23 protein-coding genes are annotated in these 25299 nt (G+C 63.0%); 13 read left to right on the top strand and 10 right to left on the bottom strand.

Annotated elements, in window-relative coordinates; all coding sequences use genetic code 11:
- The first annotated feature begins 2 nt into the window (after positions 1-2).
- From E2481_RS07535 to E2481_RS07510, 6 genes are all read left to right on the top strand, one after another.
- A complete protein-coding gene (locus tag E2481_RS07535) occupies positions 3-1367 on the top strand; it encodes a restriction endonuclease (protein WP_136716531.1) in 1365 nt (454 codons plus the stop codon).
- Between the two features lie 92 nt (positions 1368-1459).
- Positions 1460-1939, top strand: coding sequence for a hypothetical protein (locus E2481_RS07530; RefSeq protein ID WP_136716530.1), 480 nt, complete (start codon positions 1460-1462; stop codon positions 1937-1939).
- Between the two features lie 236 nt (positions 1940-2175).
- Positions 2176-3555, top strand: a complete 1380-nt coding sequence (locus tag E2481_RS07525; RefSeq protein WP_136716529.1) for a dihydroorotase — start codon at positions 2176-2178, stop codon at positions 3553-3555.
- Between the two features lie 101 nt (positions 3556-3656).
- Positions 3657-4325, top strand: a complete 669-nt coding sequence (npdG, locus tag E2481_RS07520) for an NADPH-dependent F420 reductase (RefSeq protein WP_136716528.1) — start codon at positions 3657-3659, stop codon at positions 4323-4325.
- 150 nt (positions 4326-4475) lie between these two features.
- Complete coding sequence (locus E2481_RS07515; protein WP_136716527.1) at positions 4476-5015, top strand: hypothetical protein; 540 nt, start codon at positions 4476-4478, stop codon at positions 5013-5015.
- A gap of 65 nt (positions 5016-5080) precedes the next feature.
- On the top strand, positions 5081-5479 hold the full coding sequence (locus E2481_RS07510; RefSeq protein ID WP_136716526.1) for a transcriptional regulator: 399 nt from the start codon (positions 5081-5083) through the stop codon (positions 5477-5479).
- Between the two features lie 13 nt (positions 5480-5492).
- On the opposite strand, the gene E2481_RS07505 is transcribed toward E2481_RS07510, so the two are convergent.
- Positions 5493-6266, bottom strand: coding sequence for a PHP domain-containing protein (locus tag E2481_RS07505; protein ID WP_136716525.1), 774 nt, complete (start codon positions 6264-6266; stop codon positions 5493-5495).
- Positions 6267-6400: 134 nt separating this feature from the next.
- On the opposite strand from E2481_RS07505, the gene E2481_RS07500 reads away from it, so the two are divergent.
- Positions 6401-7465, top strand: a complete 1065-nt coding sequence (locus tag E2481_RS07500; RefSeq protein ID WP_136716524.1) for a CNNM domain-containing protein — start codon at positions 6401-6403, stop codon at positions 7463-7465.
- A 207-nt stretch (positions 7466-7672) separates the two neighbouring features.
- Positions 7673-8494 (top strand): creatininase family protein, encoded by an 822-nt coding sequence (locus tag E2481_RS07495; protein ID WP_136716523.1) that lies wholly within the window; start codon positions 7673-7675, stop codon positions 8492-8494.
- Between the two features lie 36 nt (positions 8495-8530).
- Here E2481_RS07495 and E2481_RS07490 read toward each other — a convergent pair whose 3' ends face one another.
- Both E2481_RS07490 and E2481_RS07485 read right to left on the bottom strand, forming a co-directional pair.
- Positions 8531-10360, bottom strand: coding sequence for a ribosome biogenesis/translation initiation ATPase RLI (locus E2481_RS07490; RefSeq protein WP_136716522.1), 1830 nt, complete (start codon positions 10358-10360; stop codon positions 8531-8533).
- Position 10361: 1 nt separating this feature from the next.
- On the bottom strand, positions 10362-10670 hold the full coding sequence (locus E2481_RS07485; RefSeq protein WP_136716521.1) for an EMC6-like membrane protein: 309 nt from the start codon (positions 10668-10670) through the stop codon (positions 10362-10364).
- Positions 10671-11005: 335 nt separating this feature from the next.
- On the opposite strand from E2481_RS07485, the gene E2481_RS07480 reads away from it, so the two are divergent.
- Positions 11006-11281 carry a MarR family transcriptional regulator gene (locus E2481_RS07480; RefSeq protein ID WP_136716520.1) on the top strand — a complete coding sequence of 92 codons (276 nt, stop codon included), beginning with the start codon at positions 11006-11008 and terminating at the stop codon, positions 11279-11281.
- A gap of 77 nt (positions 11282-11358) precedes the next feature.
- On the opposite strand, the gene E2481_RS07475 is transcribed toward E2481_RS07480, so the two are convergent.
- Positions 11359-11580 (bottom strand): hypothetical protein, encoded by a 222-nt coding sequence (locus E2481_RS07475; protein WP_136716519.1) that lies wholly within the window; start codon positions 11578-11580, stop codon positions 11359-11361.
- A 164-nt stretch (positions 11581-11744) separates the two neighbouring features.
- Entirely contained in the window at positions 11745-13625 is a 1881-nt protein-coding gene (locus E2481_RS07470; protein WP_136716518.1) for a PINc/VapC family ATPase, read from the bottom strand.
- Positions 13626-13714: 89 nt separating this feature from the next.
- On the opposite strand from E2481_RS07470, the gene E2481_RS07465 reads away from it, so the two are divergent.
- Complete coding sequence (locus E2481_RS07465) at positions 13715-14038, top strand: hypothetical protein (protein WP_250137754.1); 324 nt, start codon at positions 13715-13717, stop codon at positions 14036-14038.
- A gap of 144 nt (positions 14039-14182) precedes the next feature.
- Here E2481_RS07465 and E2481_RS07460 read toward each other — a convergent pair whose 3' ends face one another.
- From E2481_RS07460 to E2481_RS07440, 5 genes are read right to left on the bottom strand one after another with little or no spacing between them, the layout of a single operon-like run.
- Positions 14183-15265: a hybrid sensor histidine kinase/response regulator gene (locus tag E2481_RS07460; protein ID WP_136716517.1), complete on the bottom strand. Its 1083-nt coding sequence runs from the start codon at positions 15263-15265 to the stop codon at positions 14183-14185.
- Positions 15258-15713, bottom strand: coding sequence for a response regulator (locus E2481_RS07455; protein ID WP_136716516.1), 456 nt, complete (start codon positions 15711-15713; stop codon positions 15258-15260). Before E2481_RS07455 ends, E2481_RS07460 begins: the two co-directional genes overlap by 8 nt.
- Positions 15706-20877: a PAS domain S-box protein gene (locus E2481_RS07450; protein ID WP_136716515.1), complete on the bottom strand. Its 5172-nt coding sequence runs from the start codon at positions 20875-20877 to the stop codon at positions 15706-15708. The genes E2481_RS07455 and E2481_RS07450 overlap by 8 nt, the downstream gene beginning before the upstream one ends.
- Positions 20874-21767, bottom strand: a complete 894-nt coding sequence (locus E2481_RS07445) for a winged helix-turn-helix transcriptional regulator (RefSeq protein ID WP_136716514.1) — start codon at positions 21765-21767, stop codon at positions 20874-20876. Before E2481_RS07445 ends, E2481_RS07450 begins: the two co-directional genes overlap by 4 nt.
- Positions 21760-22245, bottom strand: a complete 486-nt coding sequence (locus E2481_RS07440) for a response regulator (RefSeq protein WP_136716513.1) — start codon at positions 22243-22245, stop codon at positions 21760-21762. Before E2481_RS07440 ends, E2481_RS07445 begins: the two co-directional genes overlap by 8 nt.
- Positions 22246-22475: 230 nt before the next feature.
- Here E2481_RS07440 and E2481_RS07435 point away from each other — a divergent pair, with 230 nt between their 5' ends.
- The 3 genes from E2481_RS07435 (at position 22476) to E2481_RS07425 (ending at position 25184) form a co-directional block, all read left to right on the top strand.
- On the top strand, positions 22476-23087 hold the full coding sequence (locus tag E2481_RS07435) for a hypothetical protein (RefSeq protein ID WP_136716512.1): 612 nt from the start codon (positions 22476-22478) through the stop codon (positions 23085-23087).
- Positions 23088-23154: 67 nt separating this feature from the next.
- Positions 23155-24225 carry a signal peptidase I gene (locus E2481_RS07430; RefSeq protein WP_136716511.1) on the top strand — a complete coding sequence of 357 codons (1071 nt, stop codon included), beginning with the start codon at positions 23155-23157 and terminating at the stop codon, positions 24223-24225.
- The gene (locus E2481_RS07425) at positions 24222-25184 is read left to right on the top strand and encodes a hypothetical protein (RefSeq protein WP_136716510.1); all 963 of its coding nucleotides are present in this window, start codon (positions 24222-24224) and stop codon (positions 25182-25184) included. Before E2481_RS07430 ends, E2481_RS07425 begins: the two co-directional genes overlap by 4 nt.
- Positions 25185-25299 lie beyond the last annotated feature (115 nt).

The raw sequence follows: 25299 nt of genomic DNA, 5'->3' as shown, positions 1-25299 counted from the left end.
GTATGGCTGAGCTTCTCGATGATCTCTCCGGCTTCGAGTTCGAGGATCTCATGGAGGACGTGTTTCGGAACCTCGGCTACGAAAACGTACGCCAATCCGCCAAGACCAGTGACGAAGGGCGGGACATCCTCATGGAAGAGGTGGTCGATGGGACCCGCCAGGCCGTCGTCGTCGAGTGCAAACACACAGCCAGCGTTGGCCGCCCTGTCGTCCAGAAACTCCACTCGGCGGTCGCGACCTACTCGTTTCAGGGACCGAAGCGGGGAATGGTCGTAACGACCGGGACGTTCACCAACCCCGCCGAAGCGTACGCTACCCAGCTTCGTGCAAACGACGATCCGCACACGATCGAACTCCTCGATGGGACGGACCTCCGCCGCATCGGCGACGAGATCGGGCTCGATCTGTACAACGGACGGATCGAAATTCTCTGTGACGAAACCCTCCGGCCGTACGACCCCTCACGAGGGGTTCACGGCCCGGTCTGGGACGCGTTTCGGGACGTCGAGAACATCGGGATCGATACGGTTCCGGAGCCGACAGCTAGCGTGGATTTCCAGCCGGTGGTACAGATCACCGCCGACACCGACGCCACGTTCGAGACATCCGTCGGTGTGGTCCATCGCGAACGCGGGACAGACCGGTTCACGCTACAAGCTGACCGTGGCCAGCCGCGGGAAGCACAACCCACGATCAGCCAGCTCGTGGCCGACAACATGACACGGCGAGTCGAACTCGACCAGGAGCAGCTGGCCGAGACCTTCGACACGGTCGAGACACACCGCTTCGGTCAGACGGAAACCGAATACAAGGACTGGGCCGTCGATCGGATCCGACGGAAACGGACGACGACCGTCGAGTACACGGGTGATAACAACGTCACCTACACCAAGACGTGTGAGCCGAATCTCTCGGATATCTCGATACAGGCGATCGATCCGGTGTATCTGCCCCGGATCCGCCAGACCGTCACGCTTCACGACTACAGCTACTCCTACGAGTACTACAACGCCGGTCCATCGCGGACAACCATCGAGAACGGGATCCACCGGTGTGTCCAGTGTGACGACACGGCTGCCGACACGTACACGTACTGTGCGAACTGTGGGAGCATCAACTGTGGATCACACATCGAGACGGAGCGACTAGAGGGAACGCCCGTCTGTACGGGGTGTGCCAAAACGGAGCGGTTCATGCTCTCGAAAAAGTACTTCTACGATCACGAGAACCTCGGAGCGTTCCGGCAGGAGTACGAGCAGATGCCGCTCCAGTCGAAACTCATGGAGAACAAACCACTCGCTGGCGGTGTCGTACTGACGGCCGTACTCCTCCTGATCACGCTCTCCATATCGATGGGCGTTCTGTGAGTTGGCGTGACGTCTCCCTGAAGGGCGGGTTACCCCTTCTCCTTCTGTAAGCCCCACATAACCATTCGGCTGCCGCCGGAGCTAGTCCGAGAATGGACGGCCCGAATACCGACGATCGTGGAAAGCAGAGCGCGTCAACTGACCAGGGAGACGCCGAGCGGACGGACGATCGTCTGCTCACGACACCAACGGTCGATGACGCAGATGGACTGGGCCTCTCGATGACGCTCCTGACGGGCGTTTTGCTCGCGCTCGGCTACTATGGAATCCAAAGTGTGACCGAGACGGGGCTCGGACGGGCCGTCCCGACACCGTTCTACGCGCTGGCGCTGGCGCTGGTGTTCGTGGTCGAGATGACGCGTAGCCCATCGATAGACGCCCGCGGACTCGCCCGTGCTGTCGGCGTCACTGCCGTGTACGGAACCCTGGTCGTCCTCGCGATCGAGGGCGGCGCATATCTCTGGGTGTACCCGGAGGTTGCCCTGGAGGAATTCGCCGGCGTCGGGGTCCTTGCCGTCTCGCTTGTGGTGGCCGTCCTCGTCTACGTCGGATATCTCTCTCTCGTTCAGTGACCCCACGTCTGAGACGCCAAGAAACGTGGTTGTCTCCCCCTGAAACCGATCTCCTGCCGGCGATGCCGCAGTACGTCGTCCCCACTCCAACGGCGTGTCGAAATCCGGCTTTTTTCTTACCGCCTTCGCCCGTCTCGAGATGCGTTTTCGACCCGCTGTTGTAGAGCTGAGCCGACTGTGAATTTACCACTTGCTGAGAATAGAACTATTGAATTTGACCCACGATAGCAAATAGCATGACCGTGGATACGCTCATCACGGGGGGCCAGCTGGTGCAGCCGGAGGGGATACTCGAGACGAGCATCGCGATCGACGGCGAGGAGATCGCCGCCGTCGGGTCGGAATCGGACCTCCCCGAGGCAGACGAGGTCGTCGACGCCTCGGGGAAGCTCGTCCTCCCTGGCGCGGTCGACGTCCACGTCCACCTCGACGACCACTTCTCGAACGACACGTACGAGACGGCCTCGAAAGCGGCCGTGCTCGGCGGCACGACGACGATCGTGGATTTCGCCTGGCAAGCCTGGGTCGGTGACGTGAGTCTCTTCGACGAGGAGAGTACGCTCCTCGAAGGGGTCGACCGCAAACAGGCCAAGGCCGAAAACGCGCTCGTCGACTACAGTCTTCACGGGGCGATCACTCGCGAAGACTCTGCCGTCTTCGAGGAACTGCCCGAACTCGTCGACAGGGGCGTCACGTCGATCAAGATGTTCACCGCCTACGAGTTCGGCCTGTCCAACGGCTTCATCAACGAGGTGTTGCAACACGCGGCCGACCACGACCTCGTGGCCGTCTTCCACACCGAAGACTCGTCGATCTGTGAGGTCATCACCGAGCAGTTCAAGCGCGAAGACAAGGGCGACCCGGAGTACTACCCGAAGTCCCGCCCGGACCTGGCGGAGGCGATGGCCGCCGACAGCGCGATTCGGATGGCGATGGCGGCCGACTGTCGGTACTACGGGATCCATACGACCAGTCGGAAGGCCGCCGAGGTCATCGACGCCCACCGCAGGGACAACCACGACATGATCCGCGCCGAGACCTGCACCCAGTACACCGTCGCTGACGATTCCCTGTTCGAGGACGTCGGCCTGTTGCCGATGGCCGCACCGCCACTGCGGAAACCGGACGACAACGACGCGATGTTCGAGCATCTCGACCGCGGGACGATCGACGTCGTCTCCACCGACCACTGCGGATTCACCCGCGACCAGAAACAGGTCTACCCCTGGTGGGAGGGGACGTTCGGCATGAATTCACTCCAGCGGAGTCTCCCGGTGTTCCACGACGAGGCCGTCGCCGAGCGAGGGTTCAGGCTCCCCTTCCTCGTGCGGAAACTGGCCGCGAACCCGGCGCGCGTCTTCGGAATGCCCGAGAAGGGAACGCTCGAACCCGGGACCCACGCCGATATCGTCGTCTTCGATCCGGACGACACGTCTCCCATCGACCCCGAGGACAACGCCTCTATGTCGGACTTCTCCGTCTACGAGGGTCGCGAGGTCGGGTCGGTCGAGAAGACGTTCGTCCGCGGGGAACTCGTCGCTGACGACGGGGAGATCGTCGGCCCACCGGGTCACGGTGAGTTCGTCGAGCGCGAGATTCCGACCTGGCGGAACTGATCCGTCGTCTCGATCGACGACCTCACTCGACCGCCGGACGCGAACCCTGAAACACTGGCCGCTCGCGCAACGCTTAACGTCCAGTCGCCGAACTGTCCGGTATGGATATCGCACTGCTGGGTGGCACCGGTGACATCGGCGAGGGACTGGCGCTGCGCTGGGCCTACGACACCGACCACTCGGTCGTCATCGGATCTCGGGAGGCCGACCGCGCCGAAGCCAAAGCCGAGGAGTACGAGACCGAACTCGACAGCCGCGGCGTCGACGTAACCGTCGAGGGCGCGGCAAACAGCGAGGCCGCTGCCCGTGCGGACGTGGTCGTCCTCGCCGTGCCGGCGTACCACCTCTCCGATACCATCGAGGCGGTCGCCGACGACGTCGACAGCGACACCGTCCTCGTCTCCCCGGCCGTCGGGATGAAACGCGACGAGGACGGGTTCCACTACAACGAACCCGGGGTCGGCAGCGTCACCGAGCTCGCCGCCGGAGCGGCCCCCGACGACGTCCCCGTGGTCGGTGCGTTCCACAACCTCCCGGCCGCCAGACTGGCGAACCTGGATGCCGACCTGGGGATCGACACCGTCGTCGTCGGCGACGACGAGGACGCCGTCGATATCGTGACGGAGCTCGCCGAAGGCATCGAGGGACTCCGCGCCGTCGACGGCGGCCCGCTCGCCAACGCCGCCGAGATCGAGGCGATCACCCCGCTGCTCATCAACGTCGCCAAGCACAACGACGGGATGCACGACCTGGGCGTTCGCTTCGACTGAGGGGCCGTCGGGCCGCGTCGGCGTTCCGCTGTGCTACGAATACCTTCGTGGGTACAAAAATATAACATCCGTGTAGCACGACGTACCGGACGAGAACACGTCGCGGACCGCTCAGTACTCTCCGGCTGTACCCTGGTGATCGATTCACGCATGTCGATGCTCGATTTCGGGACTGATGCCGACGTTCGCCGGGAGCGCGCCGAGCCGGTCGTAACGCGATCGGTCGATGGCCGGCCGGTTACAGTCGTTCGGTCCCGGAGTGCCGTCTCGTCACAACTCGCGGACCCGCCATCGATTCTCGTCCTCGACGTCGGTGCCATCGACGCCTCGCCGTACCGCGTGGTCTCGTGGACGCTTCAGATGGCACGGGACAGTCGTGTTGTCGTCGTGATGGACGAGGCCGAACTACCGGTGTCGCCGCTCGCCGTCGATGCGGTGGCGTCCCGGCCGCTGACCGACCGGAAACTCCGCCGGATACTGGCGACGTTCGATCGCCGGGACCGGTACGTCGACCTGCTCGACGAGTACGAGCGGTGTGTCGCCGCCCTCGTCGACGCGACGACCGGCTCTGAGCGCCGAGAGTTACGGGATCGACGGCGCGACCTCGAAGCACGGCTGGCCGAGTTCGAGGCGTCGGTCGACGACACGACGTTCGGCCGGACGATGCGGGAAATCCTCCAGCGGACCTGAGCCAGCCACAATCGTTTTGTCCCGTCGACCGGAAGAGGTCCCACGTCCAAGGGAGTGTGTGATAGATGGTCAAATCGACGGTCCGGTTCTCGGAGACGGTCATGGAGCGCGTCGAGGAGATGGTATCCGAGGAGACGTTCTCCAACAAATCCGAGTTCCAGCGGTTTGCCGTCGAACTCGTCCTTTCGGAGATCGCCGATTACGACCCCGAAATGCTCGACTTCGATGATCTGCGCCAACAGGTGCTTCCGAACGAGGGACTCATCAAGGAGGCCGAAGCACCGTCCGACGCCGACGATCAGTTCTATCAGGTCGCGGCACGCGTCCGCCAGTTCGCGATTCGGGGCGACATCGAGACCGCCGAGGAGTACATCGACACGCACTACCCGTCGACCGATCCACGCTGTATGCTTCTCGACGACATTCTGGAGACGTACCGAAGCGACGACGCCGAAAGCGAGTGATCGTGCCGTTCCGTCACAACTCCAGTGTGACCGGCTGCCGATTCCGCCGGTCGAGATACCGCTCTATGTGGCGGACGCGATCGCCGACCTCGTCGGGTTTGTGCGAATCGGTCCCGACCGTGACCGGGACCTCGTACTCGGCTAAGACGTCCAGGAACCCCGGACTGGGGTGGAACTCGCCGTACTCTGAGAGTGCCCGCCCGGCGTTCAACTCGGGGACCGTCCGCGAGTCGGCGAAGGCTTCGGCGACGCGGCGGTACTGCTCTGTCGTCGCGTACCCTCGCAGCGCCGGATTGCGCTCGACGAGGTCGACGTGTGCCGCGATGTCGAACAGTTCCGACTCGACGAGGGCGACCAGCCGGTCGAAATACTCCGACACCAGTTCGTCCCTGTCACCCTCGGCCTTCTGCTCGAAGTACGGCTCGACGTGGACGTTGACGCCCTCCAGGTAGTGAACGCTCCCGATGGCGTACTGGAACCCCGCCTCGTCCAGAAAGGCTCGGATCCGGGCTTCGTCCTCGGGGTGGTAGTCCATCTCGACCCCGTCGTAGATGGCGATGCTCGCCTCCTCGCGGAGTCGTTCGATGGCTTCCCGACGGCGCTCGTAGGTCTCGTCGAGGTTGAACCCCAGCAGGTGTTTCTGCTCCTGGATCTCGTCGCGGTCCGAGACGCTACAGTGGTCCGCGATGCCGACGCCCTCCAGACCCGCCTCGGCCGCCGCCCGCACCATCTGAAAGAGAAAGCGGCCGTCGGAGTACGTCGAATGGACGTGGTAATCCCGGTCCATCTCGTGTGTCAGTCCTTGTCTCTCGGACCGGATAACTGGTTGTTGCGTTTCGGATTTCGATGTGTGCTGGGTCCGTTCCCGGTCTCTGAAACAGATCACTACACATTTCCGTTCGCTGGCACGATCCTCCGCGTATGAACGCCCTGGAACTCTGGCTCAGGTTGGGTGCCGGGATACTCCTGATCCTGGCCAACGGTTTCTTCGTCGCGATCGAGTTCGCGCTGACGCGCGTCCGGCAGTACCCGGAGGCGGAGTTCGACGAACCCGGATTGCGCCGCGCCTGGGAGATGACCCAGGACCTGGAGATCTACCTCACGAGCTGCCAGGTCGGCATCTCGGCGACGTCCATCGCGGTCGGTATCGTCGCGGAACCGGCGCTGGCCGCCATCTTCGAGCCGTACCTCCAGAACAGTTTCCTGGCATCGGTGGGTGCCGGCGGTATCATCGCCTTCATCATCATCAACCTCCTGCACCTGACTCACGGCGAACAGACGCCGACCTACCTCGGCGTCGAGCGGACGAAGTTCGTCGCCCGGTACGCTGCGACGCCGCTGTACTGGTTCGCGACAGTCATCAAGCCGGTCATCATGCTCGGCGACGGCGTCGCCAAGTGGACGCTCAAACTGTTCGGCATCGAGATGACCGGCGCGTGGCTCGAAACCGAAGAGGAGATCATCGAGACTCGCGCCGACCTCCGCAACCGCCTCGATACCCTCCTCGTGCAGGGCGATATCCCCGAGGAGCGCCGCGAGGAGATCAGCAACGCGTTCATCATCGGCGAGGAGCCGATCAGCGACGTCATGACCGACGTCGAGGACGTCACCTTCCTTTCGACTGCGGCCGCCGTCGAGACGAACCTCGACCGTATCGGGTCGAGCCCCCACACTCGCTTCCCGCTGATCGGCGAGGACTACGAGGACTTCCGCGGCATCGTCTACGTCCCGAAGGTCGTCGACGAACTCGACGCGCTCCGCGCCGGCGACACCTCCTTCGAGGACCTGTCTGCCCCGCCGATGACCATGGCCGCCGACACGACCATCAGCGACGCCGTCGACCAGTTCCAGGCCGAACGCCAGGAACTCGCCCTGGTCCTGGCCGATGGCGAGGTCGTCGGCCTGCTCACCGCGACCGACGCGCTCGAAGCCGTCATGGGCGACATCGAAGACCCGCTGGACGTGGAGTACGGACTGGAAGGGTAAGTTCTCGCGCTGTCCCCGTTCCTGCCCGGGAGCACCACCTTTCCCTCACAGTTCGACGTCCGCGATGGCGGGCCGCGCCACCCACTCGGCTTCCGCGACTGCGAAAGACAACCTGAGAGACACACCGCGTGAAAAAACACGTCTCCTGACGAAAACTGGAACGCGTCTGGCAAGGAAACTCTTGGTTCGATTCGTGGTAGTGTGTGTATGTCAATCCCACGCAGGATGGACGAGATGCGTCACCCGGAAGTGAAAGCGTACCTCGAGGACGCGGAGGTTCCGACGGCGTTGATCCCGGTGGGGACGACCGAACAACACGGCGAGCACCTCGCGATGGGGACCGACGCGTTCATTCCGACGGAGATCTGTGAGCGCATCGCCGAGGACGTCGACGCGTTGGTCGGCCCGCCGATCACCTATGGGGCCTCGGACATGCACGCCGGATACGAGGGGATCACGTATCTCAACTACCGGACGCTGGCGACGGTGGTGCGCGATCTGGCGTACTCGCTGGCCGAGAGCGGCTTCACCGACGCCGTGTTCATCTCGGGCCACCTGACCAACGACTGGGCGGCCAAGGTCGGTGCCAATCAGGCCACACACGACCTGCCGGAGGAACACTACGTGTACGCGTTCCCCTACTGGGACGCCCTGAGCGGGGAGGACATGGCGGAGTACCTCTCCTTCGACGCTGGCTGGCACGCCAACATCGGCGAGACGGCCGCGGTGATGGCCATCGACGAGGGGCTCGTGGACTTAGAGAGCACCTCCACCGACGACCCAGACCTCCCGGAGGACATCGAGAACCCCGCCGCGCTGCTCGACCACCTGCTCGTCGGCAAGGGGTCGTACTACCGCGTCAGCGAGACCGGTACCTGGGGCGATCCGAGCGAGGCGACGGCGGAACTCGGCGAGGAGTACTTCGAGACGATCACCCACGCCGTCGGCGAACTCATCAACACCTTCCAGGACGTTCGAGACGACATCTACAAGCGTGACCGGCCGGACCGGGCACAGGAACAGTGGTAGCGCTGCCAGAAATCTGCCCGAGTAGTACTCCCCTTTCTACGGTGAGTAGTAGTACTCGCCTTCCTTCTTCTGCTCGCGGTCGAGTTGACTCCCCGGCTTGTTCACCCGGGGGCGCTTGGTCCGCTCGTCGCGGCGGAACGTGATGTCGAGATTGCCGAGGAACTCGTTCATCCCCTCGCGCATGCTGGTGGGCGTCGAGGCCTGCCCGTGTTCGGCTGGCTCGCCGTCGAAGACGAGCAACCGGTCGGACAGCAGGTCGATCATGTAGATGTCGTGGTCGATGACCAGGGCCGTGGCGTCGTGGTTCTCCGCATAGCGGCGGATCGCCGAGGTCGCCATGACCCGCTGTTCGACGTCGAGGTGCGCCGAGGGCTCGTCGAGCAGGTAGAGGTCGGCGTCCTTCGAGAGGCAGGCCGCGATGGCGACCCGCTGGCGCTCCCCGCCGGAGAGGTCGTTGAGGTTCTGCTCCATGACCCGCTCTAACTGGAGCGGCTGGGCGATCTCGGTGTTCCAGTAGGACGTGCCGAAGTCGTCGGTGATCGACCGCAGGAACGCGTCGACCCGCATGTGCTGGTCGATGTCGATGTACTGCGGTTTGTAGGAGATGTCCAGCTGTGAGTCCATCTCGCCCTCGTCGGGTTCGAGCCGACCAGCGAGCAACTTCGCGAACGTCGACTTCCCGATCCCGTTCGGGCCGACGACGCCCAGCACCTCGCTCTGGTGGATCGTGCCGCCCTCGACCTCCAGCGAGAACTCGCCGTCGCCGTAGGACTTTTTCAGATCCGGGTACTCCACGACCGCGTCGGCTTTCGTCGCAGTCCGGGGCGCGTGTTCCTCGAACGTGATCGCCTCCTCCCGGATCCGCATGTTCTCGTTGTCGAGATAGCCCGAGAGGTACTCGTTGATGCCGTTCCTGACCGATTTGGGCGGCGTGATGATCCCGAACGCGCTCGGCCGACCGTACGCCAGGTGAACGCCGTCGGCCAGCAGGTCCAGGATGGCCAGGTCGTGTTCGACGACCAGCATCGAGCGGTCCTCTTCCTCGGCGAGTTCGCGGATGATCCGGGCCGCGGTCACGCGCTGGCCGATGTCCAGGTACGGCGTGATCTCGTCTAAGAAGTAGAAATCGGCGTCCCGGGCGAGCGTGGCCGTCATCGCGACGCGCTGGAGCTCACCGCCGGAGATCGAGTCGATGTCCTGATCCAGAACGGCCTCGATGCCGAACCGTTCGACCAGGTCGTCGAGCGCCCCGCGCTCGTCGGTGTGTTCGAGCAGGTCCCGGGTCTTCCCGTCGAACTGGTCGGGGATCTGATCGACGTACTGGGGCTTGCGCGCGACGGTCACGTCGCCGTCCCGGAGTTCCTCCAGGTAATCCTGGAGTTCCGTCCCGCGATACTCCTCTAACACTCGCTCCCAGCTGGGTTCGGTGTTGAACTCGCCGAGGTTGGGCATCATCTCGTCGGCGAGCAGGTGCACGGCGGTGGTCTTCCCGATCCCGTTGGGACCGAGGATGCCGGTGACCTGTCCCTCCTCGGGCGCGGGCAGGCCGTACAGCGCGAAGGCGTTCTCGCCGTAGCGGTGCACCGGTTCCTCGTCGAGTTCCTGCGGGAGGTTGATGATCTCGATGGCGTCGAACGGGCATTTGTCGACGCAGATCCCGCAGGACTCGCCCAGGCAGATCTCCTCGCTGATGCTGATCTGGTCCGGGCCGCCCTCGTAGAGGTCGTCCTCCTCGTAGCGCTCCTCGCGGGTGACGATGCACTCTTTGCCCGTCCGGTTGGGCGGACAGAAGTTCGCACACTCGTAGTTACACCGGTCGGGCTGACACTTGTCCAGGTCGACGACGGCGATGCTGTCTTCGGCCATGTTAGAAACTGATTGCTGTGTTCGCTGTCAACAGGACTCCCCAGGCGACGAACCAGAGCGAGAACGTCATGAACCCGATGTAGAGGTAATCTTTCGCCGAGAAGTCGTCGACGTCGATACCGAGTACCTTCAGGATCGGGAACTGGACGACGATGGACCCGAGGAGGATGTACAGCGCGACGTTGTCCGTGGCCGACCCGGCAATCGCCTGGGAGGCGAGTGCTGCCACGACGCCCGCCAGCGACGCGAGCGTCGTGACCGTCAGCCCCCGCACGTGGGCTGCCCGCCGGTCGACCGTATCCGTTGCCATACCTCCCCGTCCGCCATCCGTCCTCAAAAGCGGTTCGTTCCCGCCCGCCGCTCGTCCATGTGATTCGATACCACTGCCAACTGCTGACGCCGATCCCGCTCCTGTCACCGGAACCGCTCCGTCGTGTTACGGTCTTGACAGGGATTCGACGGTCCCGGAATCGTGTCCTGTCTCGTGGTCGGGGTCGGTATCGTCAGGTCCCAGTGGTCGATACATATGTCAATTGATCTGATCGGGGAGGGGTCGTGGCCGCTCGATTCCGGAATCCCCCAATTTCGCGGGCTCGCGGACCTGTCCATCAATCTTTATGGAGCAGGCGTGCCACCGTTAACTCGATGGCAGAATCCGATGGGGAGACTATCGCGGACCTTCCGCCGAGTGCAAAGCTCGTTTACAAAGTACTCGAGTACAACGGCCCGCTCACCCAGAAAGGCATCGTCGAGGAGTCGATGCTCTCCGCTCGCACCGTCCGCTACGCCCTGGAACGCCTCGAAGACGTCGGTGCCGTCGACGAAGACGTCTACTTCGCCGACGCCCGACAGAACCTCTACGAGATCGACGACGACGGGGACCAGGCCACAGAACAGACCGAATCCGCCGTCTCGGACTGACTCTCGCGTCTGTTGACTCCCGATTCATCTGGTGGGGGACCGCCGGCGAGCGGGACTGCCTGACCGCTCGCGTCGCATTACGTGACTCGGTCGCTCGCCTTCTCCCCGCGTTCCTTGACCTGTTCGACGACCACGCCGACGTCGAGCCGTCGCTCACCGTACGTCGCGCCGACGAGCGCACCCATCGCAGCCCCCGTACTCGCGGCGTTCCGGCTGACCAACCCGCCCAGTGCACCGCCGACGGCACCGCCCATCGCCGCGTATCGGGCACGGCTCAGTGCGCGTTTGATTCGACTCATACCTCTAAACAAGGTGCCCGCACCCGATAACGTTGTGGCTCCACGGGACGCCGACATGTCGCACGTCGAGCACTCACGCCGCGGCCGATTCGACGACGGCACGACGGTGATCGTCTAAAACAGCCGCTCGCTCCCGATGGTCGCTCGCGGTCCAACGCCTGTGTTTACGACGGAACCACAGTAATCGTCTTGCCGCGATCGATCGCCTGCTCTAGCTCCTCGGCGATCGCGCTGCCTCGTGACACCTGAATCTCGCCGCCGCGGGAGACGGTTGCGGTGAAGAGGTACTCGCCGTCGGCCTGGACCTCGACGGTCTCGCCGGCGTGGCCGTCCATCGGGACGATGACGTGTCGGGAGGTCACCTCGGGCGTGATGATCTGGCCGGGCTTGCCACCACCGCCACCACCATCGCCGCCGGCCGCCGCGCCGTTGCTCGACCCCTTCCCGCCGGGGCGCTCGCTGAACGTCCGCACGTCGATGTCGATGCCGAGCCGATTCTCCACGTCGGTGATGCGGCCGCCGCCCTTGCCGATGACCTGGGAGATGTCGTCGTCCTCGACCCACACGACGGCGGTGTCCCGCCCTCGCAACTCGACCTCGACGTGGCCGCGGGCGATCGAGCGGATCTCCCGTTCGACCTCCTGTTTGGCGATGCGGTCGACGCCACTCTCGCGGCCCTCGCCGTCCTCGTCGGCCCCGATGGGCACGGTGACGACCTGCCGGTTGAACGTGTAGATCTCGTATTCGGGCTGGCCGGTCTCGAAGTCCTTGATCATGATGACCGGGCGAGCGAGGTCCTCCTCCATCAGCCCCTCCGGGACTTTGACTTCGGTCGTCACGTCGTAGACCTTCGCGACCTCCCCGGCCTCGATGTAGACGACGGTGTCGACGACCTGGGGGATCATGCCGAGTTCGACGCGGCCGACCAACCGCTGGAGCGCGTCGATGGCCCGGGTGGCGTGGACGACGCCGATCATCCCCACACCGGCCAGGCGCATGTCGGCGAAGACCTCGAAGTCGTCGGTCTTCCTGACCTCGTCGTAGATGGTGTAGTCCGGCCGGACCATCAGCAGCGAGTCCGCCGTTTTGGACATCTCGCCGCCCAGTTCCGTGTACTGGGTGATGTTCGGTCCGACCTGGAGGTCCCGCGGTTTCTCCATGGTCTTGACCGCGAAGTCCGAATCCGAGAGGAACTCCCCGACGGCCTGGGCGAAGGTGGACTTCCCGGCTCCGGGCGCACCGGAGATGAGGACGCCGCGCTGGTGGTCGGTCAGCCGGTCCCTGAGTTCGTCGGCGAACTCGTAGTCGTCCAGGTCCGTCTTGGCGATGGGGCGAACGGCCGTGATCTCGTAACCGTCGGCGAAGGGCGGGCTGGCCATCGCGATCCGGAGGTCCCGGAACTGAACGATGGTCATCCCCGGTTCGGAGAGTTCGATGAAGCCGTCGGGGCTGGCGCGGGCACTGTTCTCGATCTCCTGGGTCCACTCCTTGAGCTGGCCCTCGGTCGAGACCTCGTCGCGGATCTCCTCGTAGTGCATGTCCGCGAGTTCGCCCCGCTTTGCCATCGGGCGCACGCCGGTTTTGAGGTGGACGCTCATCGTCGTCTCGTCGAAGAAGTCCTCGATGGACAGCGACTCGACGGTGGTGTCCTCGGTCTCCGGCTCGACGTATTTGACCTCGATGCCTTTGGCCGTCGCGACCTCGCTCTGGACGATGTCGGAGGTAAACAGCGTCGCCTCGTACTCGGCGGCGGTGTCGCGGATGAGCGCGTCGATTTTCCCCTCACCGGCGTCGCGCTTCTCGACGGCCTCGGGGCGGCGACCGACGTACTCCAGCGAGATCTCCCCGTCGTCGGCGAGCGTGGCGAGCGCCTGCAACTCCGAGAGGCCGTCCCACCCGCTGTCGCGGCCCTCGTTGGCCTGCGATTCCAGTTCTCCGACGACCGCTTCCGGCACGTATATCGTCGCGTCGGCGAAGTCGCCGGACTCGACGTGTTCGGACACGCGACCGTCGATGACGACGCTCGTGTCCGGGACGATGTTCATACCCGTGATAGGGACCCGTCGCCTGATAAGGGTCTTGATGCACACGCCAGTGACCGGTTTTAAGCCCTGACCGGTCGAACTGAACTGACATGTCCCCAAACGAAGACCTCCCGCCCGACCAGTCCGCCGGCGAGCCGGCCGATCGACCCCGTCCCGCGGCTCTACCACCGGCACACGACATCAGGACGTACGTAGAAGACGGTGCCCGAATCGCCGGAATCCTCGGCGTCTGGGGCATTATCGCGGCCTTCTGTGCGTTCGGCATCGGCAACGTCGGGCGCCCGGGGAGTCTGTTTCACGCCATCGGGCCCGCCCTGGGAAGCCTGTTTGCAGCCGTCGGGGTCCTGAACGCACTCTTGTTTTTGATCTACCGGGGGATCGACTACTGGCACGCCTGCTACTCCCGGCTATAAGTACGTCAACAGATTCGGCACGGGGATGGGGAAATCGTTCACGAAGTTATAGCCAGCAGTATGAGGCTGCAGGCGACCTGCACCTACACGGTACTGAAGATCGGGGCTGTCGTGGATCGGTGTCGTCGCTTTGCGGAACCTCTCTCACCATTGGGATAGTGTAACAGTAAATACACTTCCCTCTGGGTCGTTATCCGACAACGTGACCGACCCGTCGTACATCTCCGCGAGCGTGTCGACGAGGTACAGACCGATTCCCGTCCCGGGACTTTCCAGCCCCATCTCGCCGCGGCCGAACACTTCCTGCTTCTGACTGTCGGGAACACCCGGCCCGTTGTCGGCAACGTGGAACTGGACTGTCTCGTCGTGCACGTCGACGCTGACTGTGATCTCCGGGGTTTCCTTGTCGTTGTGGGTGACAGCGTTGTTCAGGAGATTCCGGAAGAGTGACGACACGAGTTCCGTGGCGGCCACACGAAGCCCGGATGGAATCTCATCTGCCAGCCTGACGGTGACCGAATCGTGAGCAGACCGCGCTTTCTCGATCTCGTTCGTCAGTACTCGCTCGATATCGATCGGGCGCAGGTCGGGGTCGCTGTTCCCCTCCAGTACGTCGAGGAAATCACCGACCGTCTCCGCGATGTCCGTGATGTGGTTACCTGCACTCATAATGTGTTCGAGGTACTCTTCGCCCGTGGGATCGACGTGGTCCTCGAGACCCTCTCCCCATCCCAGGATGATGGCGACGTCGTTTTTGATGTCGTGGCGGACGATCTGGTTGAGCAGTGCCAGTTCTTCGTTCCGCTGGGACAGCTGTCGCTGCTGGCGCTCTCTCTCGATGGCATATCTGAGGGTTCGCTGGAGGAGGTTCGGTGTAATATCGTCTTTGACGAGATAATCCTGGGCACCGTGTTCGACGGCATCGATACCGACACGCTCGTCGTCGAGGCCGGTCAGCACGACAACCGGGACCGCACTGGCACCTTCGACCATCGTATCGAGTGTCTCCAGACCGGAACTGTCCGGTAATCCCAGATCGAGCAACACGATGTCGACAGTGTCGTCACAGGCATCGACTGCGGCCGACAACCGCTCGACGTGCGTAATCTCCGGTTCGCTCTCCTCGATTTCGGGCCATGTCTGCTCTTTGAAATACTCTGCGATAAGACGGGCGTCGCTCGGGTTGTCCTCGACAAGCAGGACGTGAGTTGGGTCTGTGTTAGTCATTGGTGGGTGAGACGTTTACGTTCGCGATCCAGAAGTCGACTGCTGCGACGATCATCTGAATGTACTCGTCCGGGTCCGCTGGTTTGGTGACGTACGCGTTGGCTGCCGATTCGTAGATGCGTTCTATATCATCTGGGTTCTCGGAACTGGACACGACGACGATGGGGACGTTCTGGAACGAGGACTCCGTTCGGACAACCTCGAGAACGTCGAATCCGGAGGCTCCGGGCAAATTCAGATCCAGGAGCAGTAAATCCGGCCGGCTGCTGGCGTCCTCGCTCCCAGCTGTGGTGAACCGCTCGATGGCCTGGCTCCCGTTCTGAATCACGTCCAGTTCGAGATCGATCCCGGCCGCCGAAATCCCCTCCTCGATGAGTCGAACGTCGCCAGGGTTGTCCTCGACGGCGACCACTCTGGGGATCGACTTCCCGGCTGTCTCTTCACGCATCGACGTCACCACCGACTGGAAGTGTCACCGAGAACGTCGAGCCGACACCGGGCTCTGACTCGGCGTGAATCTCGCCGTTGTGTCGGTCGACGATCTTCCGACAGAGAGCGAGGCCGATGCCTGTTCCGTCGTACTCCTCGCGCGTATGGAGTCGCTGAAAGACCTCGAAGATCTCGTCGAGCTGATCCGGTTCCATCCCGATTCCGTCGTCGGCGACCAGCACTGTCAGTTCGTCCCCGTGATGCTCGATCGAGATATCGACGTATGGCTCACCGTCACTGTACTTGATGGCGTTCTCGACGAGGTTCTGGAACAGTTGTACGAGCTGATGGCTGTCTCCCAGGACGGTCGTGTCCGACGCCGGCGTCTCGACGGTCGCTGACGTTTCCGCGATCGTCAGTTCGAGGTTCCGGGTGACCTCCTCGAAGATGGTCGAGAGGGGCGTCGGCTCGAACTCCTGCCCGCGTGTGTCGACACGGGAGTAGGTGAGTAGTGCCTGGATCATCTCGCGCATCCGGTCGGCGCCGTCGACCGCGAAGTCGATGAACTCCAGAGCGTCCTCGTCCAGATCGTCACCGTACCGACGCTCGAGGAGCGTGAGATAGCTCGACACCGTCCGGAGCGGTTCCTGCAGGTCGTGGGAGGCCGCGTAGGCGAACTGTTCGAGTTCCTCGTTGGATTGTTCGAGCTGGCGTCGCGTCTCGCGTAACTCCTGTTCCCGTTCCGCCCGGTTCAGTGCCGCTTCGAGTGTCGCCGCGAGCACCTCCAGCAGGTTCACTCGTTTCTCCGAAAACGCTCGCTGCTCGACTGCACCGGAGATCAGGACTCCGTGGTCACCGAGGGGCACGATAGCTTCCGACTGCAGGGGTGTCTCGTCGTTGTGGATTCGTGGGGCCGCATCTAGATCGTCGTAGACACGGAGTTCGTCGGCTGTGAACGCGTCCCAGGCGAGGGAGTCGCCCGTCCCGAACGTCGGTTGCTGGTCGAACAGATCGGCGGCTTCGTCGGTCATCAGCTCCGGAACGAGCGTCTCGGTCTCGTCGTCGTACCACCATATCCCGGTCATCGGCATATCGAGTACCGATTTCGCGCTCTCGGCTCCGATGGCGGCGATGTCCGTTGGCGAGGGTGCCGTCATGAGTTGCTGGGCGGTGTCGTTGAGTTCCTGAAGCTTCGACTCGAAGTCCTCACTGGCGAGTTCGTAGCTGATCCACTGGACGAGCAGTTCGACGAAGGCCCGCTCCGTCTGCTCGAACTCGTGGTCACGGCTGGTCCGATCCGCAAAGCAGAGCGTGCCGTATAGCTCTCCATTGATGACGACTTTCGCACCGATGTAACAGCCCAGATCGAACCGCTCGTATGCCGGGTCGTCTTCCCAACCATTCGCAACTGCGTCCTCGACGTCGAACACACCATCCTGTTCGATCGTCTTCCGACAGTACGCCTCCGACAGCGGAGTCGTTTGGTCAGCCTGAAGCAGGGGATGCTCGCCGACGGCTTCGACGACGTGCTGTGTCCCCTGTTCGATCCGGGTCAGGAACCCGAACGGAATATCGAGCCGCTCGGTACCGAGTTCCAGGAGTGCCGTGAGTTTCTCCGCGAAGCTCTGGTCGGTGTCGGACCCGATTTCGGTGAGTTCCCGGAGCGACTGTTCGCTCTCGCGCAGCGACGCTTCGAGCTGTTTCTGCTCCGTGATGTCGATGAGATAGCCCAGATAGTGGGTAACCTCGCCGTCGGTCCGGATGATCTTGGTGTTGTCCGTGACCCACCGAACGTCGCCCGTGTCGGTGACGATCCGGTAGGGATCGTGACTGAACCGTTCCCTCGTCCCGTCGCTCTGTTCTGCGACTGTGGTCTGGACCGTGTCGACGTCGTCGTCGTGAATCAGGTTCATATACGGTACGGCGCCGGACTCGAGCTGTTCGGGCGTGTAGCCGAACGTCTCGGTGACGTTCTCGGAGACGTACTCGACGGGCCAGCCGTCGGCGTTCTCCCACTTGAACACGACCGCCGGCCCCTGGGCGAACATGTCCCGTTCCTCTTCTAGTTGCAGTTCGGACTCCTTCCGGTCGCTGATGTCGAGGTGGATGCCGACGGCACGCATCGGCGTCCCCTCGGCGTCGCGCTCGACGACCTTTCCGACGTCTTTGATCCACTTCCAGTCTCCTGAAGTAGTTTGCATCCGGTGTTCGCAATCGTACAGCGCTGCATCACCGCTCATGTGGTCGTCGAGTTTCTCCTCGACGTGGTCCATGTCTGCGGGGTGGACACGCTGTTCCCAGGTGTCGATATGGGGTTCGATCTCGTCGAGCGAGAGGCCGAGCATTTCGGCCCACTGTTCGTTGAACGTGACCGCGTCCGTCTCTATGTCCCAGTCCCAGATGCCGAGGTTCGCCCCCTCGACGGCCAGGTCGAGTCGCTCCTTGACTTCCCGGAGTTCCTGTTCGCGTTCCCTCCGGTCCGTGATGTCCTGGAAGATGCCCAGCGCGCCGACGACCTCACCGTCTTCGAACTGCGGGTCACCGACCGCTCGGACCCATCGGACCCGATCTTCGGCGGTGACGATCCGGAGTTCCAGATCGTAGGACTCACCTTCTGTCTGCAACCGATCGAACGCGTTTTCTATCGTCGGTCTATCGTCCGGATGGTAGAACTCGATCCCGTCTTCCAGACTCACGTCGGCGTCGATCGGCAGGTCGTGAATCCGATAGACTTCGTCAGTCCACCGGAGTGTCTCCGTCCGCAGGTCAATTTCCCAGCCGCCTATGGAGGCGCTCTCTTGGGCGCGTTCGATGAACTCCCGGCTGCGTTTCAGTTCCTGCTCGCGGGCTTTCCGCTCCGTAATATCACGGGAGAGGGCGATGAACCGCTCGTTGTCGTTCACGATCACCTTGTCGACCCACACTTCGACCGGGAAGATCTCGTCGTTCTGTCGTCGGTGCTCCCCTTCGACTTTGAGTACCTCTCCCTCGTCCATCTCATCCCAGATCGAAGTGAGTTCGGACTGACTGATTCCGACCTCGAAGTCGGCGACGTTCATCGAGAGCAGTGTCTCCCGGTCGTAGCCGAGCGTCTCGCATTCGGTTTCGTTCGCGTCGAGGACAGTCCCCTCGGCGTCGTGGACGATGACGCCGTCCGGTGACTTGTCGAACAGGGCACGGAGACGGATCCGCTGGCGCTCTAGTTCCCCCTCCTGCCGTTTGCGCTCGGTGATATCCCTGTTCGTACAGATGAGTTTCCCATCTTCTACCAGGGAGAGCGTGATCTCCTGATGGACGGGACTTCCGTCACGTTTCTGCCCGCGTGTTTCCCCACGCCACTCGCCGGCGGCTTCGAGTTCAGGAAACACCTCGCGTTCGAGTCGCTGGATCTCGGTGTCGCCGTACACTGCTCGCCACTCGCTCCCGAGGAGCTCCTCGGGGTCGTAGTCGAACACGTCGGCGTGGGCCTGGTTCATGTAGACGTACTCGCCGTCGTCGAGGATGGCGATGCCGTCCATCGATGCCTCCATCGCGGCCGACTGGAGTTCGAGTTCTCGCTCGCGTTCCTTGTACTCGGTAATGTCCGTCGCAACACCGAGCACCGCTTCGGTCTCGTGCTCGACGGGGTCGTAGGGAATCTTCGTCGTCTGGAAGACGAGCTCTTCGCCGTCGGCCGTCGTCAGTGGCTCCTCGGGTATCTCTTTGGGCTCACCGGAGTCGATTACCGCGATGTCGTCCTCCCGGAACTGTTTTGCCTCCGCTTCGGATTCGGCGAAGTCGGCGTCGGTTGCCCCTTCGAGTTCTTCGACAGTCGTCCCGTAGGCCTTGGCAATCGCCTGGTTGGCCAGCAGGAACTCGCCGTCTCTGTCCTTCGAGAACACCAGCTGGGGAAGCATGTCGATGATCTGGCGCAGACGGTTGCGGTTCGCGACCGCACGCTCCCTGTTTTGCTGGCGACTCAGCTCTTTGCCGACCCACTGGGCGAGCAGGCGCACGAACGTTCGCTCGCCGTCGGTGAACGGTTGCCCACGCGGCTCTCCGCTGGAGAAACTTAGCGTTCCGTACTGCTCGCCGTCGACGACGATCGGGACGCCGATATACGAGTCGAGTTGCTGCTCGCGGTAGGCCGGGCGGTTGGAAATGTCGTGCACTCCGGCATCGGTGATCGCAACCAGCTCGTTTCGTTCGACGACGAGATCACAGTACGTCTCCCCGAGCTCGTACTGTTCACCCTGCTCGACCGTGCCCTCCGGGGCGATGGCCTGTTCGACGGTGTACGTCTCAGTATCGATATCCGACAAGACCCCGACGTCGAGTCCGAGGTGTTCCGTTCCGAGTTCGAGCAGTTCCTCGACCTGTTCGTCGAACGAGTGCTCGTCGTCGGTCGCGATCTCGTGAAAGGTTCGGAGTGCGTCGTTGCGATCGTGGATTTCCTGCTCGTACTCGATACGAGCACTGACATCCCTGATCGACCCGAGAAACGCGAGTGTTTTGCCGTCTGGGTCTTTGAGCGACGTGCCCAGGGTTTCGCCCTCGAACGTCGTGCCATCAGCGCGCTCGTACTCCAGAACGTACGTCTCCTCACGCTCGGATGCGTCCTCGTTGAACCGTTGCTCGCCCTGGCGTTCGTAGTCGGACTGGTCTGCGTAGAGTATGCGGGCGTGCTTCCCGATCACGTCACTGGCGTCGTAGCCGAACAGCCGTTCAGCAGCCGGGTTGAAATCCGTGATCCGGTGGTCGGTGTCGGCGACGATCAATGCATCCTCCGTCTCCTCGAAGACCGTCTCGAACAGTCGTCGCTTCCGCTGTAAGTCGAGTCGTTCGCCACGCTCGTCGGTGATGTCGTAGAAACAGGCGGTTACGCCATCCTCCGAGGGGTAGATCCGTACTTTGAACCAGCGGTCGTCCGTGTCAGCGTAGGTCTCGAAGCGGACAGGGGACTGTGTTTCCACGGCTTCCCGGAGCTTTTCCCCGACACGATCGTCCCGTATCTCCGGAACGACCTCCCAGAGATCTTCACCGAGCAGGTCCTCGGGTGTGCGGTCTAACGCAGCCGCGGTCTCGTCGTTGACGAACGTGAACCGCCAGTCGGTGTCGAAGGCACACACTGCCTCACCGACCCGGTTTAACGCTCTAGTAGTCGAATCATCTTCTAACGAATGGACGGTGTGGTCTGTACTCATTGGGGCTCCGGTAGTGAGATGCGATCCAGTGTCTCCGGGGCGGCGTCAGCGATGTCGTCGCTGGTCGCATCGAGTGCGTCGAGTCGATTCAGCAGACGTTCGTACTCCTCTCTCGATTCGAGGTCCTCGATAGGGGTTTCCGCCTGGAGAACCGCTAGCTTCGACCTGAGCGCCAGATACTGCTGGAGTTGGTCGTCGTACTCGCTGCGTTCGACCAGGTCGGCGACGACGGCCCGGAGATCGTCTTTCACGACTGGTTTGGTAAGATACTCGTCGAACTCCATGTCCAGGAGGTCCAGGTCCGGATCCTCCGACGTGACCATCACGACCCGCGCATCGTACCGCTGTGACCGGAGCCAGTCGAGTACCTCGTCACCCGAGAGCCCCGGCATCCGCCGGTCGAGGACGAGCACGTCCACGTCCGTGTCGAGTTCACGCAGGGTCTCTTCCCCGTCGTGGGCCGTTCTGACGGTGTACTCGTCGTCCAGCCAGGTGGTGTGCATCGCCGAAATTCGTCTGTCGTCGTCGGCGATCAACACGACCGTCTCTGTCTGGTCGTCCTCCAGGTACGTCTCACCCCAGTCGGCCAGCGACTCGATTACCGTTTCGAGGTCCGTACCCCGGTCGGTTAGCGTGTATTCGACACGAAGCGGCCGCTGACTCACTTCCTTCCGGGCGATGATGTCATACTTCTGTAGTTCCTCGAGGGCGTCTGTCAGGACCTTCGCGGAAATCCCGTCGAGCCGTTGCTCGAGGTCGCTGAAACCGAGGCCGTCACCGTCTTCCAGACACCGAACGATCGCAGGATGCCACTTTTTCGACAGCAGAGACGCACTCTCGAGCAGCGACTCCGGTGTCCCCGTCGACCGCCCGGAATCGAACTCAGTCATACATGAACAATGACCTGTCAGTACATAACGGCTCCGACGGGAACTGTGCCCACTCGAACCAGAACCGTGCGGTGGATTCGACGACTGCCGCGTACTCGTCCGCGTCGTGAGGTTTCGTGACGTGGGCGTTTGCGCCCAGCTCGTACGCGGTCGCGACACTATCCTCATCATCCGTGAGAACGACGACTGGCACCGCCCCGAGGAGGGGACTCGACTTGATCGCGTCCAGCACTGTCGTTCCAGCGGGCGACTCGACCGCGAAATCCAGGAGAATCAGGTCCGGCACTCCCTCGTCAGTGTGATCGGCACTCCCGGCTGACAGCCGCTCGATCGCCTTCTGGCCGTCGGGGACGACGACCATCGAAACGGACTGATCCTCGAGCCCACACGACACGATGTCGGCGTCTGCTGTGGCATTCGCGACGACCATGACGCTCCGTTCGTCGTCGTGGTTCTCCCCCGGACTCGCTACCCCCATCTGTTCGTCCCTGCTCCTCTCTCTGTCGTGTCTTGGTCCATACGTAGTACGTGACAGAACGCACTCAAATACTATCGCTAACGATCGACTCAGCCACCGACTTACCGACCAGTAACCCCCTGTCGCGACCGCTTCCTCCGACTGACAGCCGTCTAACTAACTGGTAACCACCGCCCTAACAAATCAGTTAGCTTATACTTATACGCGTCTCCCGGCTTTATCCTGATGTAATGGCACGAATGACGAGGACGGTACTCGTGGCTGGCGTCATCATCGTTGCAGCGATGTCGGTCGGTGCGAGTGCGTTCACAGCGGCTTCGGTCGAACGGCAAGCAAACGCAGACGTCGTCGCGGACGAGAACGGGCTACTCGGCCTCACGGACGGGAACTCGGGCAATCTGGTGTACCAGGACGCCGGAACTGACCAGCTGGTGATCGACTTCGAGAACGGGACGGCACTCGGTGCGAACACCGACGCGCTGTTCGAGCTCGGTGACCCCGCGAACCCGGGGGCGTCGCAGGCGTTCTCGGTTGCGAACAACGACGACGAGGCCCACCAGATTAACGCCGCGTACACGCTCGACGCTGACGACGGCAACGCCGTCGCGAACCTCGAGTTCCGCGTGTACGACAACACTGGTGCCCTCGTGGGCACGGTCACTGAAGAGGGACAGACGGTCTCGATGGACGCTGCCGCCGCTGAAAGCTACGACGTCGTCGTCGTGGTCGACACCGGACACGGAGCCGCCGACACGGTGACTTCGACTGCCGATCTCTCGGGGACGCTCGCGTTCACGATCGACGACGTCGACGAGGGAGGAACGGCCTCTGACGGCTCGTAGCCGTCTCACGTAGCTGGCTGACCACGACACGCGCGCTGACTTCCCATCCCCCAATTTCAATACACTCATGATACAGAAGGCTGGTCTGGCTCTCCTCATCGTGTTCGCCCTCGCGCTCGTGGCGCCAGCCGCGTCACCGCTCCAGATTTCCTACGTGACCTCGGAGAGCATGTCGCCGACGATCGAAACGAACGATGGCTACGTTCTCGTCCCCGCCGGGGAGACCGAACCCGGCGACATCATCACCTTCTACTCCGAGCAGCGCGAGTCGTACGTCACGCACCGCGCGGTGTCGGTAACCGACGCCGGCATCGTGACGAAGGGTGACGCGAACCCTTCGACAGACCAGGTGTCGGGCTATCCGCCAGTCTCGCAGTCGGCGGTGACCGGAAAGGTGCTGCGCCTCGACGGGTCACCCCTCCTGATCCCACATCTCGGGACGGCACTGACGCTCGTCCAGACGTACTGGTACGTAGCACTCGCGCTCCTGGCTGGCTACCTGCTGTTCGGTGCGGCAAACGATGCCAGAGCGCGAAACCGAGACTCCGTACTCAGGAGTCGTGACATCGTGCTCCCGGTGACTGTTCTCGCCATCGTCGCTGGGATCGCCGTCGTCTCGCTGGGAGCAGTGCATCAGACACAGGTCTACTCCGTCACGGACGAAGCGACGACAGATTCAGCGACGCTGACGGTCGGCGAACCGCGGACCGAATCGCTCACAGTGAGCATGACGTCGACACCGCTGGCCCACGTCGTCACCGACACCGACGGGATGCGAATCGTCGAATCGAGTCCAGCGTCAGCCACGGCAAGCGGCGACGGATCGACGACCGAGCGGACTGGGTGGCTCCCCTGGCAGCCGGTCACGTCGTCTCGACAGAACGTGACCGTCGAGATTCCGCCACAGGAACAGACGGGACCACACGCGACGAGTATCCACATGTACCCCTATCCCGCAGTCCTGCCGGCCGACGTGATCGCCGGTCTTCACAGGGTTCACCCCGCCGTTGCGGCAGTGACGACAGTGCTCGCCAGTATCGTGCCGCTGTACCTCGTCTACTGGCTCGTGATCGATCCGACGACACCGCTTCGCGGGACGCGGCGTCGGCTGACACGGACCCTTGGTGGTCGACGATGAGGGCCACGCGTCGCTCACGCTCCCGGACGAACGGTAGCGGCCGACACTGGCAGGCATTACTTCTCGCCGGGCTCGTCCTCGTTGCTCTCGTCGGGCCGTTCGCTGCAGGCCCGACTGCGGCGTTCACCAGCGCGACGTTCGACCGGGGATCGACGGTCGGTGTCACGGACGACGCTGACGGCCTCCTGGGCCTCGACGTGGCTTCGAGCGTGACCGCGGGCGGGTCGAGTCGTCTCGTCACCGTCACCAATCGGCTCGACCGGACAGTGACGGTTGCAGTGTCGCTCGATACGACTGCAGGCTCGCTGTCGAACGCCGGAGCCACGCTCGCGCCCGGTGAGACGCTGACGACTTCGGTCTCTGTTTCCTGTGATGAGGCACCCGCGAGTCTCCCGTTCACCGTCGAGTCGAGTGCTGGATCACAGTTCACCGGGACGGCCAGTCGCTCGACGACGGTGGATACGGCCGACTGTTCCAGCGATAGCGCGCCTATCGAGTTCGTTCCGGGGTCGGCGACGCCCGGCAGCTTCAGTGGTCCGGGCGGGGGTTCGACGGGAAGTCTCGCTTTAACCGTCAAAAACACTGAATCGACTGCTCGGACGATCACAGGGTTCGAACTGCGCGAGGCTGGCAGTGCGACTGCCCTCTCGTTCGACGGACCACCGCCGGTGAACGTCGAGCCAGGCAAAGACGAGGTATACATCGACGCGACCGGCGGATCCACGGACAGCGAAGGCGCGGCCGAATCCAGTCGGGGAGATCCCGCCTACGACGTCGGGACCGGGACGATGTACCCGTTCGACCGGTCCGTCACGATCGACGCCGGCGAGACGGCACGGGTATCGCTGTATCAGTTCGTCTCGAACGGGCAGCCCTACGGGGTCACCAGCGGCGACCGTGTCGAACTGACGCTGTCCTTCCAGGACGGGTCGCAGACGACCGTCTCGTTTACTGTCTGAGAACTCCTCTGTTCGGGCTTACCTGGCCGTAAGTCCCCCACGAACTAACCGGTTAGCTTACACTTTTTGATATGTCGGTCGACTTCTCAGATATGACCGAAGACATCACTGCGGA

Origin of the sequence: Halorientalis salina (assembly GCF_005049285.1) — an archaeon.
GTDB classification, from domain to species: Archaea; Halobacteriota; Halobacteria; order Halobacteriales; family Haloarculaceae; genus Halorientalis; species Halorientalis salina.
This window is presented reverse-complemented; position numbering and strand designations above follow the sequence as displayed.